The 13,013-nt window shown below is 60.2% G+C and carries 10 protein-coding genes; 7 read left to right on the top strand and 3 right to left on the bottom strand.

Annotated elements, in window-relative coordinates:
• Nucleotides 1–16 precede the first annotated feature (16 nt).
• Complete coding sequence (locus tag CCOS864_RS07115) at nt 17–1,369, bottom strand: spinster family MFS transporter (protein ID WP_115085673.1); 1,353 nt, start codon at nt 1,367–1,369, stop codon at nt 17–19.
• 278 nt (nt 1,370–1,647) lie between these two features.
• On the opposite strand from CCOS864_RS07115, the gene CCOS864_RS07110 reads away from it, so the two are divergent.
• Nucleotides 1,648–3,924 carry a putative bifunctional diguanylate cyclase/phosphodiesterase gene (locus CCOS864_RS07110; RefSeq protein WP_115085672.1) on the top strand — a complete coding sequence of 759 codons (2,277 nt, stop codon included), beginning with the start codon at nt 1,648–1,650 and terminating at the stop codon, nt 3,922–3,924.
• Here CCOS864_RS07110 and CCOS864_RS07105 read toward each other — a convergent pair.
• Complete coding sequence (locus CCOS864_RS07105) at nt 3,824–4,711, bottom strand: NAD(P)-dependent oxidoreductase (protein ID WP_115085671.1); 888 nt, start codon at nt 4,709–4,711, stop codon at nt 3,824–3,826. The two genes, CCOS864_RS07110 and CCOS864_RS07105, sit on opposite strands and share 101 nt — an antisense overlap.
• A gap of 201 nt (nt 4,712–4,912) precedes the next feature.
• Here CCOS864_RS07105 and CCOS864_RS07100 point away from each other — a divergent pair, with 201 nt between their 5' ends.
• On the top strand, nt 4,913–7,093 hold the full coding sequence (locus CCOS864_RS07100; protein WP_115085670.1) for a hypothetical protein: 2,181 nt from the start codon (nt 4,913–4,915) through the stop codon (nt 7,091–7,093).
• A 179-nt stretch (nt 7,094–7,272) separates the two neighbouring features.
• On the opposite strand, the gene CCOS864_RS07095 is transcribed toward CCOS864_RS07100, so the two are convergent.
• Complete coding sequence (locus CCOS864_RS07095) at nt 7,273–7,578, bottom strand: DUF2288 domain-containing protein (RefSeq protein WP_115085669.1); 306 nt, start codon at nt 7,576–7,578, stop codon at nt 7,273–7,275.
• Between the two features lie 361 nt (nt 7,579–7,939).
• On the opposite strand from CCOS864_RS07095, the gene CCOS864_RS07090 reads away from it, so the two are divergent.
• From CCOS864_RS07090 to CCOS864_RS07065, 5 genes are all read left to right on the top strand, one after another.
• Nucleotides 7,940–9,067 (top strand): branched-chain amino acid ABC transporter substrate-binding protein, encoded by a 1,128-nt coding sequence (locus tag CCOS864_RS07090; RefSeq protein WP_115085668.1) that lies wholly within the window; start codon nt 7,940–7,942, stop codon nt 9,065–9,067.
• A gap of 227 nt (nt 9,068–9,294) precedes the next feature.
• The gene (gene livH / locus CCOS864_RS07080) at nt 9,295–10,218 is read left to right on the top strand and encodes a high-affinity branched-chain amino acid ABC transporter permease LivH (RefSeq protein ID WP_045185823.1); all 924 of its coding nucleotides are present in this window, start codon (nt 9,295–9,297) and stop codon (nt 10,216–10,218) included.
• The gene (locus tag CCOS864_RS07075) at nt 10,215–11,471 is read left to right on the top strand and encodes a high-affinity branched-chain amino acid ABC transporter permease LivM (protein WP_115085667.1); all 1,257 of its coding nucleotides are present in this window, start codon (nt 10,215–10,217) and stop codon (nt 11,469–11,471) included. The genes livH and CCOS864_RS07075 overlap by 4 nt, the downstream gene beginning before the upstream one ends.
• The gene (gene livG, locus CCOS864_RS07070) at nt 11,468–12,235 is read left to right on the top strand and encodes a high-affinity branched-chain amino acid ABC transporter ATP-binding protein LivG (RefSeq protein WP_115085666.1); all 768 of its coding nucleotides are present in this window, start codon (nt 11,468–11,470) and stop codon (nt 12,233–12,235) included. Before CCOS864_RS07075 ends, livG begins: the two co-directional genes overlap by 4 nt.
• Entirely contained in the window at nt 12,236–12,937 is a 702-nt protein-coding gene (locus CCOS864_RS07065) for an ABC transporter ATP-binding protein (RefSeq protein ID WP_115085665.1), read from the top strand.
• Nucleotides 12,938–13,013 lie beyond the last annotated feature (76 nt).

The raw sequence follows: 13,013 nt of genomic DNA, 5'->3' as shown, positions 1-13,013 counted from the left end.
CTGGCGATGAGGCCCCTCAGGCCTGGGCAAACTTGCCCGCTCCCCCCTCACTGTCAGCCACCATCCCCTCCCTCATCCTCTGCGCATCGCGGCTAAAGCACCGAGAGGCGAACAACAGGAACACCAGCGTCAGCGACAACGCCACCGGTATCAGGTACATCGCCCCATGCAGGCCTTCAGCCTTGAACGCCTCGCTCATCTGCACCTGCCCCGCGGCCTGCATCGCCGCCACGGCAAAATGGTCCGACAGCGCCCCCACTACCACCGGCCCCAAGCCGCCGCCCAGCAGATAAAGCCCGGCAAAGAACAGCGCCATCGCCGTCGCCCGCAGCCGCGGCTGCACCACATCCTGAATTGCGGTGTAGACGCAGGTATAGAAGTTGTAGGCAAACAACCAGCCGACACCGAACACGGCCACGAACACGCCAATCTCGATGCGCCCCGCGTGCAATGCCCAGGCGGTGGCCAGCGACGCAATCAGCATGCTCAGGGCACCGAACAACAAGCGTCCGTTGGCAAAGCGCTGGTGCACCTTGTCGGCAATCCAGCCGCCGAGGGTCAAGCCCACCAGGCCGGTCAGGCCGACGATCACCCCGGTGGCTACCGCCGCCTGCTGTAGCGAGAGCAGGAAGTAACGTTGCAGCATCGGCACCATGAACGAGTTGCACGCGTAGGTAGCAAAGTTGAAGGTCAGGCCGGCCAGCACCAGCCAGCAAAAGGTCGGTACGCTCAGGACCCGGCGCAACGGCCGGTCCAGCGGCGCCTGGGAAATCGCCACCGACTCTGCCGCCCCCCGCGCCGGCTCGCGGATCATGAACATGAACACTGCCAGCAACAGCCCCGGCACCGCAGCGATAAAGAATGGCGCCCGCCAGCTGTCAAAGGCTTGCACCATCGCACCAATAGTGAAGAACGCCAGCAACAACCCCAACGGCAGCCCGAGCATGAAGATGCCCATGGCCCGCGCCCGCCGTTCAGCAGGGAACAGGTCGCCGATCAGCGAGTTGGCGGCTGGCGCATAACTGGCTTCACCGATGCCCACGCCCATGCGCACCAGCAAAAAGCTCCAGAAACTGCCGACCATGCCGTTGACCGCAGTCAGCCCGCTCCAGGCCATCAGCCCCCAGCCCATCAATTTGCTGCGTGAACCGTTGTCGGCCAAGCGCCCCAACGGCAGCCCGGCAATCGCATAAACCAGAGTGAAGGCCGTGCCGAGCAAACCGATCTGAAAGTCGCTCAGGTGCCATTCCAGGCGGATCGGCTCGATGATGATGGCGGGAATGGTGCGGTCGAAGAAGTTGAACAGGTTGGCCAGAAACAACAGAAACAGGATTCGCCAGGCGTTCGTCGCTTGAGTGGAGCTCTGCATCGATCAGTCCCTCGTTGTTATTGTTCGGGGCTTTCCAGCACACCGAACTGAATCTAGAGGGCCATCTGCGATCTGTCTGCCACCATTGACCGCACTGATACTGGGTAATTGTAACCATTTGCAGTTTTAGAACCCGGCGCTATTGGCTCAATGACCAAATCGTAGGAGTCAATGTGCCATTAATCAGGATGGGCTAATGCTGAGTTCCTATACTCCTGCAGAACGGTCTCCGAGCGGGCGATTGGGGGACGAGTGCACACTCGACGACGAGGAATGCTATGGAGTGGCTGGGGCTAGAAATGCTCGCCGAACTTCCGGCAACCGGACAGATCCTGATTGATTGCAGGCATAACCCCTACCTGGTGCTGCTTGCATTCCTGATTGCCTGTGCTGGCAGCTTCGCCACCCTCGACATGGCCGAACGCCTGAGCCACGTCGAATTGCCCGCAGCCCAGCGGCAGTGGCGCCTGCTCGGTGCCTGCTGTCTGGCTGGCGGCATCTGGGCCATGCACTTCATCAGCATGCTGGCCTTGCAGACACCGCTGGAAGTTCACTACGACGTAGCCCTGACCGGGGTGTCGCTGCTGATCATGCTGCTGGCCGGCTGGATGGCCATGAATACCCTCGGCCGCCAGGAACTGCGGCCACGCCACTACCTGCAAGCGGCGGTTTGCTTCGGCCTGGGCATCGTCGCCATGCACTACACCGGCATGGCTGCCATGCGCTCGACCGCCCAGCAGTTCTATCGCCCCGACCTGTTCGCCGCCTCCGTCGCCGCCGCAATCGCTACCAGCCTGGCAGCGCTGCTGTTCGCCCGCTTCTTTCGCAACGGCAGCGGCACCCTTTATCAACTGATGAAGTACGGCGCCAGCCTGCTGATGGCCGCTGGCATTGTCGGCACCCACCTGCTGGGGATGGCGGCACTGACCCTGGTGATTCCCCCAGACACCCCGTTGGCGCTGCCGGTCAGCGACAACAGCCTGCAACTGAGCCTGACCATCGCCTTTATCACCCTGCTGATCAGCGCCAGCAGCATCAGCGCCGCGCTTTCGGACAAGAAGCTGCAAAGCAAGGAGCACGACCTGCGCCGGGTCAACGTGTTGCTCAGCCAACTGGACCAGGCCCGGGTCTCCCTGCAGCAGGCCGCCCACTACGACGCCCTGACCAACCTGGTCAACCGTCGCGGCTTCAACCAGGTGTTCGCCGAGCGCCTGGCCGAACAAACAGCCAATGACGGCATGCTGGCAGTGATGTTCCTCGATATCGACCACTTCAAGCGTATCAACGACAGCCTCGGTCATGACGCTGGCGACGAGCTGCTCAAGGTGATTGCCACGCATATCAAGACCGCCACCCGCAGCCAGGATGTGGTCGCCCGTTTTGGCGGCGACGAGTTCTGCATCCTCACCGCCCTGCACAGCCGCGACGAGGCCCGGCACCTGGCCCAGCGCATCATGCAGAAGATGAAAGAGCCGATCGACCTGGCCGGGCGGCGCATGGTCATGACCACCAGCATCGGTATCAGCGTGTTTCCCGACGATGGCCGCAGCTGTGAAGAGCTGCTGAAAAACGCCGACCTGGCCCTGTACCAATCCAAGGGCTGCGGGCGCAATAACCTGAATTTCTTCAACAGCAACCTGAAAACCCGCGCCACCCTCGAGCTGCAACTGGAGGAGGAGCTGCGTATCGCCCTTCTGGAAGAGCGGGGCCTGCGCATCCACTACCAACCGATTTTCGATTTGCATAGCGGCCAGGTCGCCAAGCTCGAAGCACTGGTGCGCTGGCAGCACCCGCAGCATGGCCTGCTCAGCCCCGACCGTTTTATCGGCATTGCCGAAGCCAATGGCCTGATCGCCGAACTCGACCTCTGGGTACTGCGCCATGCCTGCGAAGACCTGGCCCAACTTAACCGCCACGGTTATGACGGGCTCAAGGTGACGGTCAACTGCTCGGCCTTGACCCTGGCCCGCGAGGAACTGGCCCGGGAGGTTGAAGATGCCCTGCGCCAGGCCGGTATCCCGGCGCACCAACTGGAACTGGAAGTCACTGAAAACGCGCTGATGGGCAACATCCACACCACCATCACCCTGCTCAAGGGCATCCGTGCCCTGGGCGTGTCGCTGTCGATCGATGACTTCGGCACCGGCTACTCGTCACTGGCCTACCTCAAGCGCCTGCCGCTGGACACCCTGAAGATCGATCGTTCGTTCATTCAGGATGTACCGCGTTGCCGACAGGACATGGAAATCGTCCAGGCAATCATCGTCATGGCTCACACCCTGCACCTGCAGGTGATCACCGAAGGCGTCGAAACCATCGAGCAGTACCAGTTCCTCGCCCAGCAAGGCTGCGATTTCCTCCAGGGTTATCTGCTCAGCCGGCCAGTACCGCTGGGTGAACTGCGGCCGATCCTTGGCGAGCTAAACCAGCGCCATGAACAAGCGCTGAGCAGCTTCAATCCTTACGCCGGTACAGATCAATCAAGGTCGCCGGATCTTTTTGCAGATAGCCCTGACTACCATGCAAGCGCATCAGTTGGGCGGCCAGGCCACTGATCGGCGTCGACGAACCCTGTTCGCGGGAAAATTTCACCGCGGTGTCCAGGTCCTTGAGCAAGGTGCGCACGTGCCACTTCACCGGCTCGAAACGGCTTTCGGCCATTTGCGGGGCAAGGATCTGCAGCGGCTTTGAATCGGCGAAACCACCCGCCAGCGCCTCGGCGATCAGGCTGGCGTCCACGCCCGACTGCTCGGCCAGCGCCACCACTTCGGCAATTACCAGCGCATTGCAGGCGACGATCATCTGGTTACAGGCCTTGGTCACCTGCCCTGCCCCGACCGGTCCCATGTGGGTCACGCGCTGGCCGAGGGTCAAAAGCGCCGGGCGTACGCGATCAAGGTCCGCCACCGCACCACCGACCATGATCGCCAAGGTACCGGCTTCGGCGCCCGGAGTGCCGCCGGATACCGGGGTATCGAGCCAGCCCATGCCGGTCTTCGCTGCCAACTCGCTGGCCATCTCGCGGGTGGCTGTCGGTTCAAGGCTGGAGAAATCCACCAGCAACTGACCGGCCTTGCCCGCGGTAACGATGCCCTGTTCGCCAAATACTACCTCGCGCACCACGGCCGTGTCGGCCAGGCACAGCATCAACACATCGGCGTGCTGGCACAACTCGGCCGGGGTCGCCACCTGACGGGCACCGGCCTTGACCAGTTCGGCGCATTTGTCCGGCGAGCGGTTCCACACCGTCAGCGGATAACCCGCCGCCAACAGCCTACGACACATCGGCAAGCCCATCAGCCCGATACCGGCAAACCCCAACGAAGGACGTGCAGTGCTCATGTAAAGCTCCAGACAGATTAAAGAAGTTGACTGATCGGACGATTCAGTTTGCAGGCGTGGCAAGGAAAACACCTACATAGGCATAGGGTTAACCCCTATCGCTCACGCCAAATGCGCACTGATACAGTCGCGAACCTCATCCAGTGATGGCTCTATGCTACCTACTAGAACAGCCACCCACCTCCAGGCAAATGGCGCAAAATGACCTCCAAGACTACTTCTGCCAACGCGGTTTCCGAGCTGACTTCATCCACTCCCGCGTACAGCGCTCCCGGCTCGAGTTTCTACAGCCCGCGGGCGCTTAACCCGCAGCAGTACCTGTACTTCACCGAGACCGATATCCAGCGCATCCTCGACAACCTCGACGGCCTGCGCGACCTGGTGTTCCCGCCCAGCGTGCATGTCGAAGACGACACCCAACTGCGCCTGGACCAGCAGTTTCCTTCGGTGTGCCTGATCGGCCTGGGCCGTTGTGGCTCGAACATCGCCCTGGATGTTGCAGAACTTGTATACAACGCCAGGACCTTCTACCTCAACGAATTCAACAACGAAGACCGCGCCGGCAGCGAACCGAACTACAGCCCGGCACGCTGGATTCGCAACAACCTGCGCCTGGTGCAGAACAAGGGCAGCAAACCGGTATTCCTGGTAGAGCCACTGGTCATGCTCGGTGATCTCGACAAGGACATCGCCGGGCGCATCCGCTTTTCGCGCAAGGGCGAGAAGAGCGGCTTTATCCGCGACTACAGCAAGATGAAGATCATGGACCTCTCGGAAGTCCATGCCGGTGGCGCCGGTAACGCGCCGATCCTCGGCCAGTACCTGGCCAAGATCATCCTCAACAAGGAAACCCACCGCTTTTCCAGCGCGGACTGGAAGCTGATCCACTCGTACCTGATCGACTCCTGCGGGATCAAGGCCAACCAGTCGCGGCTGTACTTCTACATCTTCAGCGCCGGTGGCGGTACGGGTTCGGGCATGGCTTCGGAATTTGGCCTGGCCCAGCAGTACTCGTACATGAACAAGACCTTCGACACCAAGCCGGCCGACGAGAACGACGGCAAGAGCGGTCATTCGTTCGTCTTCGAGCCGATCTTCACCAGCGGCATCTGCGTGCTGCCGAACATTTCCGATCACCGCAGCGAGATGTCCGAAGCCCTGCACATCAACGCCGGGCGGCTGCTGTGCAAGTATTTGTCGGAGGAATGGGACTTCTCTTACAACTTCGACAATGAAGACAGCAGCGAAGCCAGCGTCATGGGCCGCATCCGCCCGTGGAACGCGATGATGCTGATTTCCAACGACATCATGCGCTACGCCGAAGAGAACGATGACGGCAACATCCAGAACATCGACGTCAATGCCATGGAGAAGCACGCCAACCAGTACATCTCCCAGCAGATCTTCAACATCCTCACCGCCCAGGCGGTAACCACCGACTACGACCAGAACTACTTCCGCCGTGCCGGCATCGACATCGGCGAAACCATCCGCCTGGATGCCAACGACCTGTTCATGAGCCTGGCCGGCCCCGTGGCCATTGCCTATGCCGAATCGGTGGTACCGGAACAGCCGTCGCCAAGCTCGGACAAGTTCAAAGTGTTCGAGAAAGAGCAGCCGCGGCTGAACATCGACGACCTGTTCTTCCGTTCCATCGACCTGCCGCATTTCAACAAGGTGACCCAGGCGATCGAAGGTATCAGCCTGTTGCCGATCGAATCCCGCCGCTACCGCGCCGCCCTGGAGCAATACCAGGCCTCCGGCTATGACGCAGCGGCGCTGCACGACCTGCACTTTTTCAAGAATTGCTCGTCGGTGGTGTCGATCGTCTCCCTGCCCAAGGACTACAAGCTGTCGTACATGGACCTGAACCGGCTCAAGACCCACCTCAACAGCCTGTTCCCCAACACCACGCTCAAGCGCTACGCGCTGGTCATCGGCGCCTCGGCCAACCTCTCGCTGACCACCCTGATCGCCAAGAGCCCGTGCCTGTCGGACGACTTCCTGACCTTGATCGTGGCGTTCATCAAGCGTTGCTTTGCGCGTAACCCGTACCGCTTCGACGATACCCTGGACAATGCCATCCTCGAGTTCATCACCAGCGACGCCTTCGATGAAGACCGCATCGATGAGCTGCTCAACGAATTCGAGAACCCGGCGAAGATCCTCGATACCAACTGGTACGCGATCAAACCGATGTACGAGAAGAAATACCGCGAGCTGATCAACGACAAGAGCAAGTTCGTCTCGATCAATGACATCCGGCTGTCACGCGAATGCGTGAAGAAAGCGGTGAAATACCTGCGTGAGATTTACCGTCACCGCATTGGCAAGACCCGGGTGATCTCTTTGAACAGCCACACCGGGAAAGTGGATTACTGATTGAAAGCATCGCGGGGCCAGCCCGCTCCTACATCTGTAGGAGCGGGCTGGCCCCGCGATCAGACTGTTACCGTACTCTCTCGGCACACCCAACTGTTACCAACAGCCACCCCGGCTGAACAGTCCCGCGCACCAAAACCTCCTCGCTGTGCATTTTCACGCACCATTTTGGCGCGCTTTCAACCGTTGGTCTTTTCCTGAATCACAATGAACGGCGAGACCACCACGGCCCAGATCTCTGGATCGCGGTTCTGAAGGTCTAGCGCCTGCTCTGCAGTGACCGGGCCGACAGTGCCAGCATTACGCCACTCAGCGAAGGTTTCGCTACGGTTTTCGGCCATTGCCTGTGCAACTTCGATCAGGTCCAGGGTTGGGTCGACCCAAATCAGGTCACCCTTGGCCCAAAAACGCTCCAGCGCTTTCCACTCGATTCTTCCAGTCTCGCCGAGCAATTTGGCATAGAGGGTGCTTGGTTGATCTGTCATGGGTTCCTACCAGAAATAATTCGACCGCGATAAAGGTCGGTATTTTTGCAGAAAAACCCAGTTTCAAAATAAGTAATTGATCGACAAGGTGGTAAATGCCCGGGATGGGCCAGTAAAACTGGCTAGCCAGTGGCGTTTTTCTATAACTTTCTGTCGATTAGGCGACACCCCTGATTTTGCCCCAGCGGGCCTGCTTTTCAAGCGACAAAGCAGCGCTCTACACTGTACCGGTACAGTTGCCAGGGCCAATCCGGAGGTTATCCGGGTCCGTGACGAGGCGTGGCCTCCCATGGAACCTGATCCGGTCCTCAAGCTCTGGCCGCCAGGACTATAAAAATTACAACAGAATGAGTGGAGCACTATGAGTAAGGCTACTAAGCAGATTTCCAAGCTGTTTGCCGCAATGGTTCTGGCCGGGGTTGCCAGCCATTCGTTTGCAGCCGATACCATCAAGATCGGCATCGCCGGCCCGAAAACCGGCCCGGTCACTCAGTACGGCGACATGCAGTTCATCGGTGCAAAACAGGCCATCAAGGACATCAACGCCAAGGGCGGCGTCGACGGCAAGATGCTTGAAGCCAAAGAATACGATGACGCCTGCGACCCTAAACAGGCCGTGGCAGTCGCCAACAAAGTGGTCAACGACGGCGTCAAGTACGTGGTCGGCCACCTGTGCTCCAGCTCCACCCAGCCTGCGTCCGACATCTACGAAGACGAAGGCGTGATCATGATCACTCCGGCCGCCACCAGCCCGGAAATCACCTCCCGCGGCTACAAGCTGATCTTCCGTACCATCGGCCTGGACAGCGCCCAGGGCCCGGCAGCCGGCAACTACATTGCCGACCACGTCAAACCTAAAATCGTTGCCGTACTGCACGACAAGCAGCAATACGGTGAAGGCATCGCCAGCGCCGTCAAGCAGACCCTGGAAGGCAAAGGCACCAAGGTTGCCGTCTTCGAAGGCCTGAACGCCGGCGACAAGGACTTCTCCTCGATCATCCAGAAGCTCAAGCAAGCCAACGTCGACTTCGTCTACTACGGCGGCTACCACCCAGAGCTGGGCCTGATCCTGCGCCAAGCCAAGGAGAAAGGCCTGAACGCCAAGTTCATGGGCCCAGAAGGTGTCGGTAACGACTCCATCTCGCAAATCGCCCAGAACGCTTCCGAAGGCCTGCTGGTCACCCTGCCGAAGTCCTTCGACGCCGACCCTGCGAACAAGGCAATCGCCGATGCCATCAAGGCCGACGGCAAAGACCCAAGCGGCCCGTTCGTGTTCCCGGCTTACTCGGCTGTCGAGCTGATCGCCGAAGGCATCAAGGCCGCCAAGTCCGAAGACACCGACAAGGTGGCTGCAGCCATCCACGCCGGCACCTTCAAGACCCCGACCGGTGACCTGTCGTACGACGCCAAAGGCGACCTGAAAGACTTCAAATTCGTGGTCTACGAATGGCATTTCGGCAAACCTAAAACCGAAGTTTCTCCTCAGTAATCCCGTCTGACTATATGACTACAAGCCCACTGTGCGAGCAGTGGGCTTTGTTTTACGAGGTTCATGGGCCTGATTCCCGCGATCCGGGAGCAGGTTCACCTGAAAATCTTAAAACCGTCACCAGCGGTTCGCTGGCAGTTGCCTGTGCCGAAGTGGCCAAGACCACAAGACCGGGCCGGGGGCACCCCCACCAGTGAAATGCGTATCAGGTTTTTAGGAGCGCTGTAATGCCTGAGATCTATCACTTCTTCCAACAGCTGGTTAATGGCCTGACCATTGGCAGCACCTATGCCTTGATAGCCATTGGCTACACAATGGTTTACGGCATCATTGGAATGATCAACTTCGCCCATGGCGAGGTGTACATGATCGGTTCCTACGTGGCTTTCATCGCCCTTGCCGGGCTGGCCATGATGGGTATCGATTCACTGCCGATATTGATGACCGTCGCCTTCGTCGCCACGATCTTCGTAACCAGTGCCTATGGCTACAGTATCGAACGGGTCGCCTACCGTCCGTTGCGTAACAGCAACCGGTTGATCCCGCTGATTTCTGCCATTGGCATGTCGATTTTCCTGCAAAACACCGTATTGCTATCCCAGGACTCCAAGGACAAGTCCATCCCCAACCTGATCCCTGGGAGTATCTCCTTCGGCCCGGGCGGCGCAGAGGAAGTGCTGATCTCCTACATGCAGATCCTGGTTTTCATCGTCACCCTGGTGGCCATGACCGGTTTGACCCTGTTCATCTCCCGCTCGCGTCTGGGCCGGGCCTGCCGGGCCTGTGCCGAAGACATCAAGATGGCCAACCTGTTGGGCATCAACACCAACAACATCATCGCCCTGACCTTCGTCATCGGTGCTGCCCTGGCAGCCGTGGCGGCCGTGCTGCTGAGCATGCAGTACGGGGTGATCAACCCCAACGCCGGTTTCCTGGTGGGCCTGAAGGCCTTTACCGCGGCAGTGTTGGGCGGCATCGGCAGCATTCCGGGCGCCATGCTCGGCGGGCTGGTGCTGGGGGTGGCTGAAGCCTTTGGCGCCGATATCTTCGGTGACCAGTACAAGGACGTGGTGGCGTTCGGTCTCTTGGTTCTGGTGCTGTTGTTCCGTCCGACCGGCATTCTCGGCCGTCCGGAGGTTGAAAAAGTATGAACAAAAATCTCAAACAAGCGTTTTTCAGCGCCTTGCTGGTCTGGGCCGTCGCCTTCCCGGTGCTTGGCCTGAAACTCAGCATCGACGGCATCAACCTGATCGTCCACAGCCAAGGGCCGTTCACCCTCACGGTCATCGCCGTGTGTTCGGTGCTGATGTTCTTGCGCGTGCTGTTCGACAAGCAGTGGAGCGCGGTAACCAGCCGCCGTTCGAGCCGCAAGTTGATCTCGCCGGCCATGAGCAACTTCCTGACCCTGCCCAAGACGCAACGCTGGGTCATCATCGGTCTGATCATGGTTGCGCTGGTCTGGCCGTTCTTCGGCTCGCGTGGCGCGGTCGACATCGCCACCCTGATTTTGATCTACGTGTTGCTGGGCCTGGGCCTGAACATCGTGGTCGGTCTGGCTGGCCTGCTCGACCTGGGTTATGTCGGCTTCTACGCCGTCGGCGCCTACAGCTATGCCCTGCTGTCGCACTACTACGGCCTGAGCTTCTGGATCTGCCTGCCGATCGCCGGCCTGATGGCGGCGACCTTCGGCTTCCTGCTCGGTTTCCCGGTACTGCGTCTGCGCGGCGACTACCTGGCCATCGTGACCCTGGGTTTCGGTGAGATCATCCGTCTGTTCCTGCGTAACCTCACCGGTCTTACCGGCGGTCCAAACGGGATCAGCAACATCGAGAAACCAACCTTCTTCGGCCTGACCTTCGAACGCAAGGCCGCCGAGGGCATGCAGACCTTCCACGAGTTCTTCGGCCTGCAGTACAACTCGATCAACAAGGTGATCTTCCTCTACCTGGTGGCACTGCTGCTGGCGTTGCTGGCGCTGTTCGTGATCAACCGGCTGCTGCGCATGCCGATCGGTCGCGCCTGGGAAGCCCTGCGTGAAGACGAGATCGCCTGCCGCGCACTGGGCCTGAACCCGACCATCATCAAACTCTCGGCGTTCACCCTGGGTGCCTGCTTTGCCGGTTTCGCCGGCAGCTTCTTCGCCGCGCGCCAAGGCCTGGTGACACCGGAGTCGTTCACCTTCATCGAGTCGGCCATCATCCTCGCCATCGTCGTGCTCGGCGGCATGGGCTCACAACTGGGCGTGATCCTCGCGGCCATCGTGATGATCCTGCTGCCGGAACTGATGCGTGAGTTCAGCGAATACCGCATGTTGATGTTCGGTGCGCTGATGGTGTTGATGATGATCTGGCGTCCGCAAGGCCTGCTGCCTATGCAACGTCCACATATGGAGCTGCGTCGATGAGCCGCGAAATTCTGCAAGTCAGCGGCCTGAGCATGCGCTTCGGCGGCTTGTTGGCGGTCAACGGCGTGGCCCTGACCGTCAAGGAAAAACAGGTGGTGGCGTTGATCGGCCCGAACGGCGCCGGCAAGACCACGGTGTTCAACTGCCTGACCGGTTTCTACAAGCCGAGCGCCGGCAGCATCCTGCTCGACGGCCAGCCGATCCAGGGCCTGGCCGGTCATCAGATCGCCCGCAAGGGCGTGGTGCGGACTTTCCAGAACGTGCGTCTGTTCAAAGAGATGACCGCCCTGGAAAACCTGCTGATCGCCCAGCACCGGCACCTGAACACCAACTTCTTCGCCGGCCTGCTCAAGACCCCGTCCTTCCGCCGCAGTGAGCTCGAAGCAAAAGAGTACGCACGGTACTGGCTGGAGAAGGTCAACCTGCTCGAGTTCGCCAACCGCCCCGCCGGCACGCTTGCCTACGGCCAGCAACGGCGCCTGGAAATCGCCCGCTGCATGATGACCCGTCCACGGATCATCATGCTCGACGAACCGGCGGCCGGCCTCAACCCGAAAGAGACCGAAGACCTCAAGGCCCTGATCACCGTGCTGCGCGAAGAGCACAACGTCACCGTGCTGCTGATCGAGCACGACATGAAGCTGGTCATGAGCATCTCCGACCACATCGTGGTGATCAACCAGGGCACGCCCCTGGCCGACGGTACGCCGGAACAGATCCGCGACAACCCTGAAGTGATCAAAGCCTACCTGGGGGAAGCGTAAATGCTGCAGTTCGAAAACGTTTCCACCTTCTACGGCAAGATCCAGGCACTGCACAGCGTCAACGTCGAGATCCGCCAGGGCGAGATCGTCACCCTGATCGGCGCCAACGGCGCCGGCAAGTCGACCCTGCTGATGACCCTCTGCGGCTCGCCGCAGGCCCAAAGCGGCAGCATCCGCTACCTGGGTGAAGAACTGGTCGGCCAGCCGTCCTCGCACATCATGCGCAAAAGCATCGCCGTGGTCCCTGAAGGCCGCCGGGTGTTCGCCCGCCTGACCGTGGAGGAGAACCTGGCCATGGGCGGTTTCTTCACCAACAAGGGCGATTACCAGGAGCAGATGGACAAGGTCCTGCAACTGTTCCCGCGCCTGAAGGAGCGCTTCAGCCAGCGCGGCGGCACCATGTCCGGCGGCGAACAGCAGATGCTCGCCATCGGCCGTGCGCTGATGAGCAAGCCCAAGCTGCTGTTGCTTGACGAGCCGTCACTGGGCCTGGCGCCGATCATCATCCAGCAGATCTTCGACATCATCGAGCAACTGCGCCGCGATGGCGTCACGGTGTTCCTGGTCGAACAGAACGCCAACCAGGCGCTGAAAGTCGCTGACCGTGCCTATGTGCTGGAAAACGGCCGGGTAGTGATGGAAGGTACCGGTGAAGCGCTGCTGACCGATCCTAAGGTTCGTGACGCCTACCTGGGCGGTTGATACCCACGGTTGCATGCAACATCAGGAAAAAGGCCTTCGGGCCTTTTTTCTTGCCCGCTGTAACGCCTCCCGGGCA

Origin of the sequence: Pseudomonas wadenswilerensis (genome assembly GCF_900497695.1) — a bacterium.
GTDB lineage: Bacteria > Pseudomonadota > Gammaproteobacteria > Pseudomonadales > Pseudomonadaceae > Aquipseudomonas > Aquipseudomonas wadenswilerensis.
This window is presented reverse-complemented; position numbering and strand designations above follow the sequence as displayed.

Excerpts from the sequence above, each read along its gene's own strand:
- CCOS864_RS07090 (WP_115085668.1), top strand. The coding sequence starts at position 7,940 with ATGAGTAAGGCTACTAAGCAGATTTCCAAGCTGTTTGCCGCAATGGTT.
- CCOS864_RS07115 (WP_115085673.1), bottom strand. The coding sequence starts at position 1,369 with ATGCAGAGCTCCACTCAAGCGACGAACGCCTGGCGAATCCTGTTTCTG.
- CCOS864_RS07100 (WP_115085670.1), top strand. The coding sequence starts at position 4,913 with ATGACCTCCAAGACTACTTCTGCCAACGCGGTTTCCGAGCTGACTTCA.
- CCOS864_RS07075 (WP_115085667.1), top strand. The coding sequence starts at position 10,215 with ATGAACAAAAATCTCAAACAAGCGTTTTTCAGCGCCTTGCTGGTCTGG.
- livG (WP_115085666.1), top strand. The coding sequence starts at position 11,468 with ATGAGCCGCGAAATTCTGCAAGTCAGCGGCCTGAGCATGCGCTTCGGC.
- CCOS864_RS07095 (WP_115085669.1), bottom strand. The coding sequence starts at position 7,578 with ATGACAGATCAACCAAGCACCCTCTATGCCAAATTGCTCGGCGAGACT.
- CCOS864_RS07065 (WP_115085665.1), top strand. The coding sequence starts at position 12,236 with ATGCTGCAGTTCGAAAACGTTTCCACCTTCTACGGCAAGATCCAGGCA.
- CCOS864_RS07110 (WP_115085672.1), top strand. The coding sequence starts at position 1,648 with ATGGAGTGGCTGGGGCTAGAAATGCTCGCCGAACTTCCGGCAACCGGA.
- livH (WP_045185823.1), top strand. The coding sequence starts at position 9,295 with ATGCCTGAGATCTATCACTTCTTCCAACAGCTGGTTAATGGCCTGACC.
- CCOS864_RS07105 (WP_115085671.1), bottom strand. The coding sequence starts at position 4,711 with ATGAGCACTGCACGTCCTTCGTTGGGGTTTGCCGGTATCGGGCTGATG.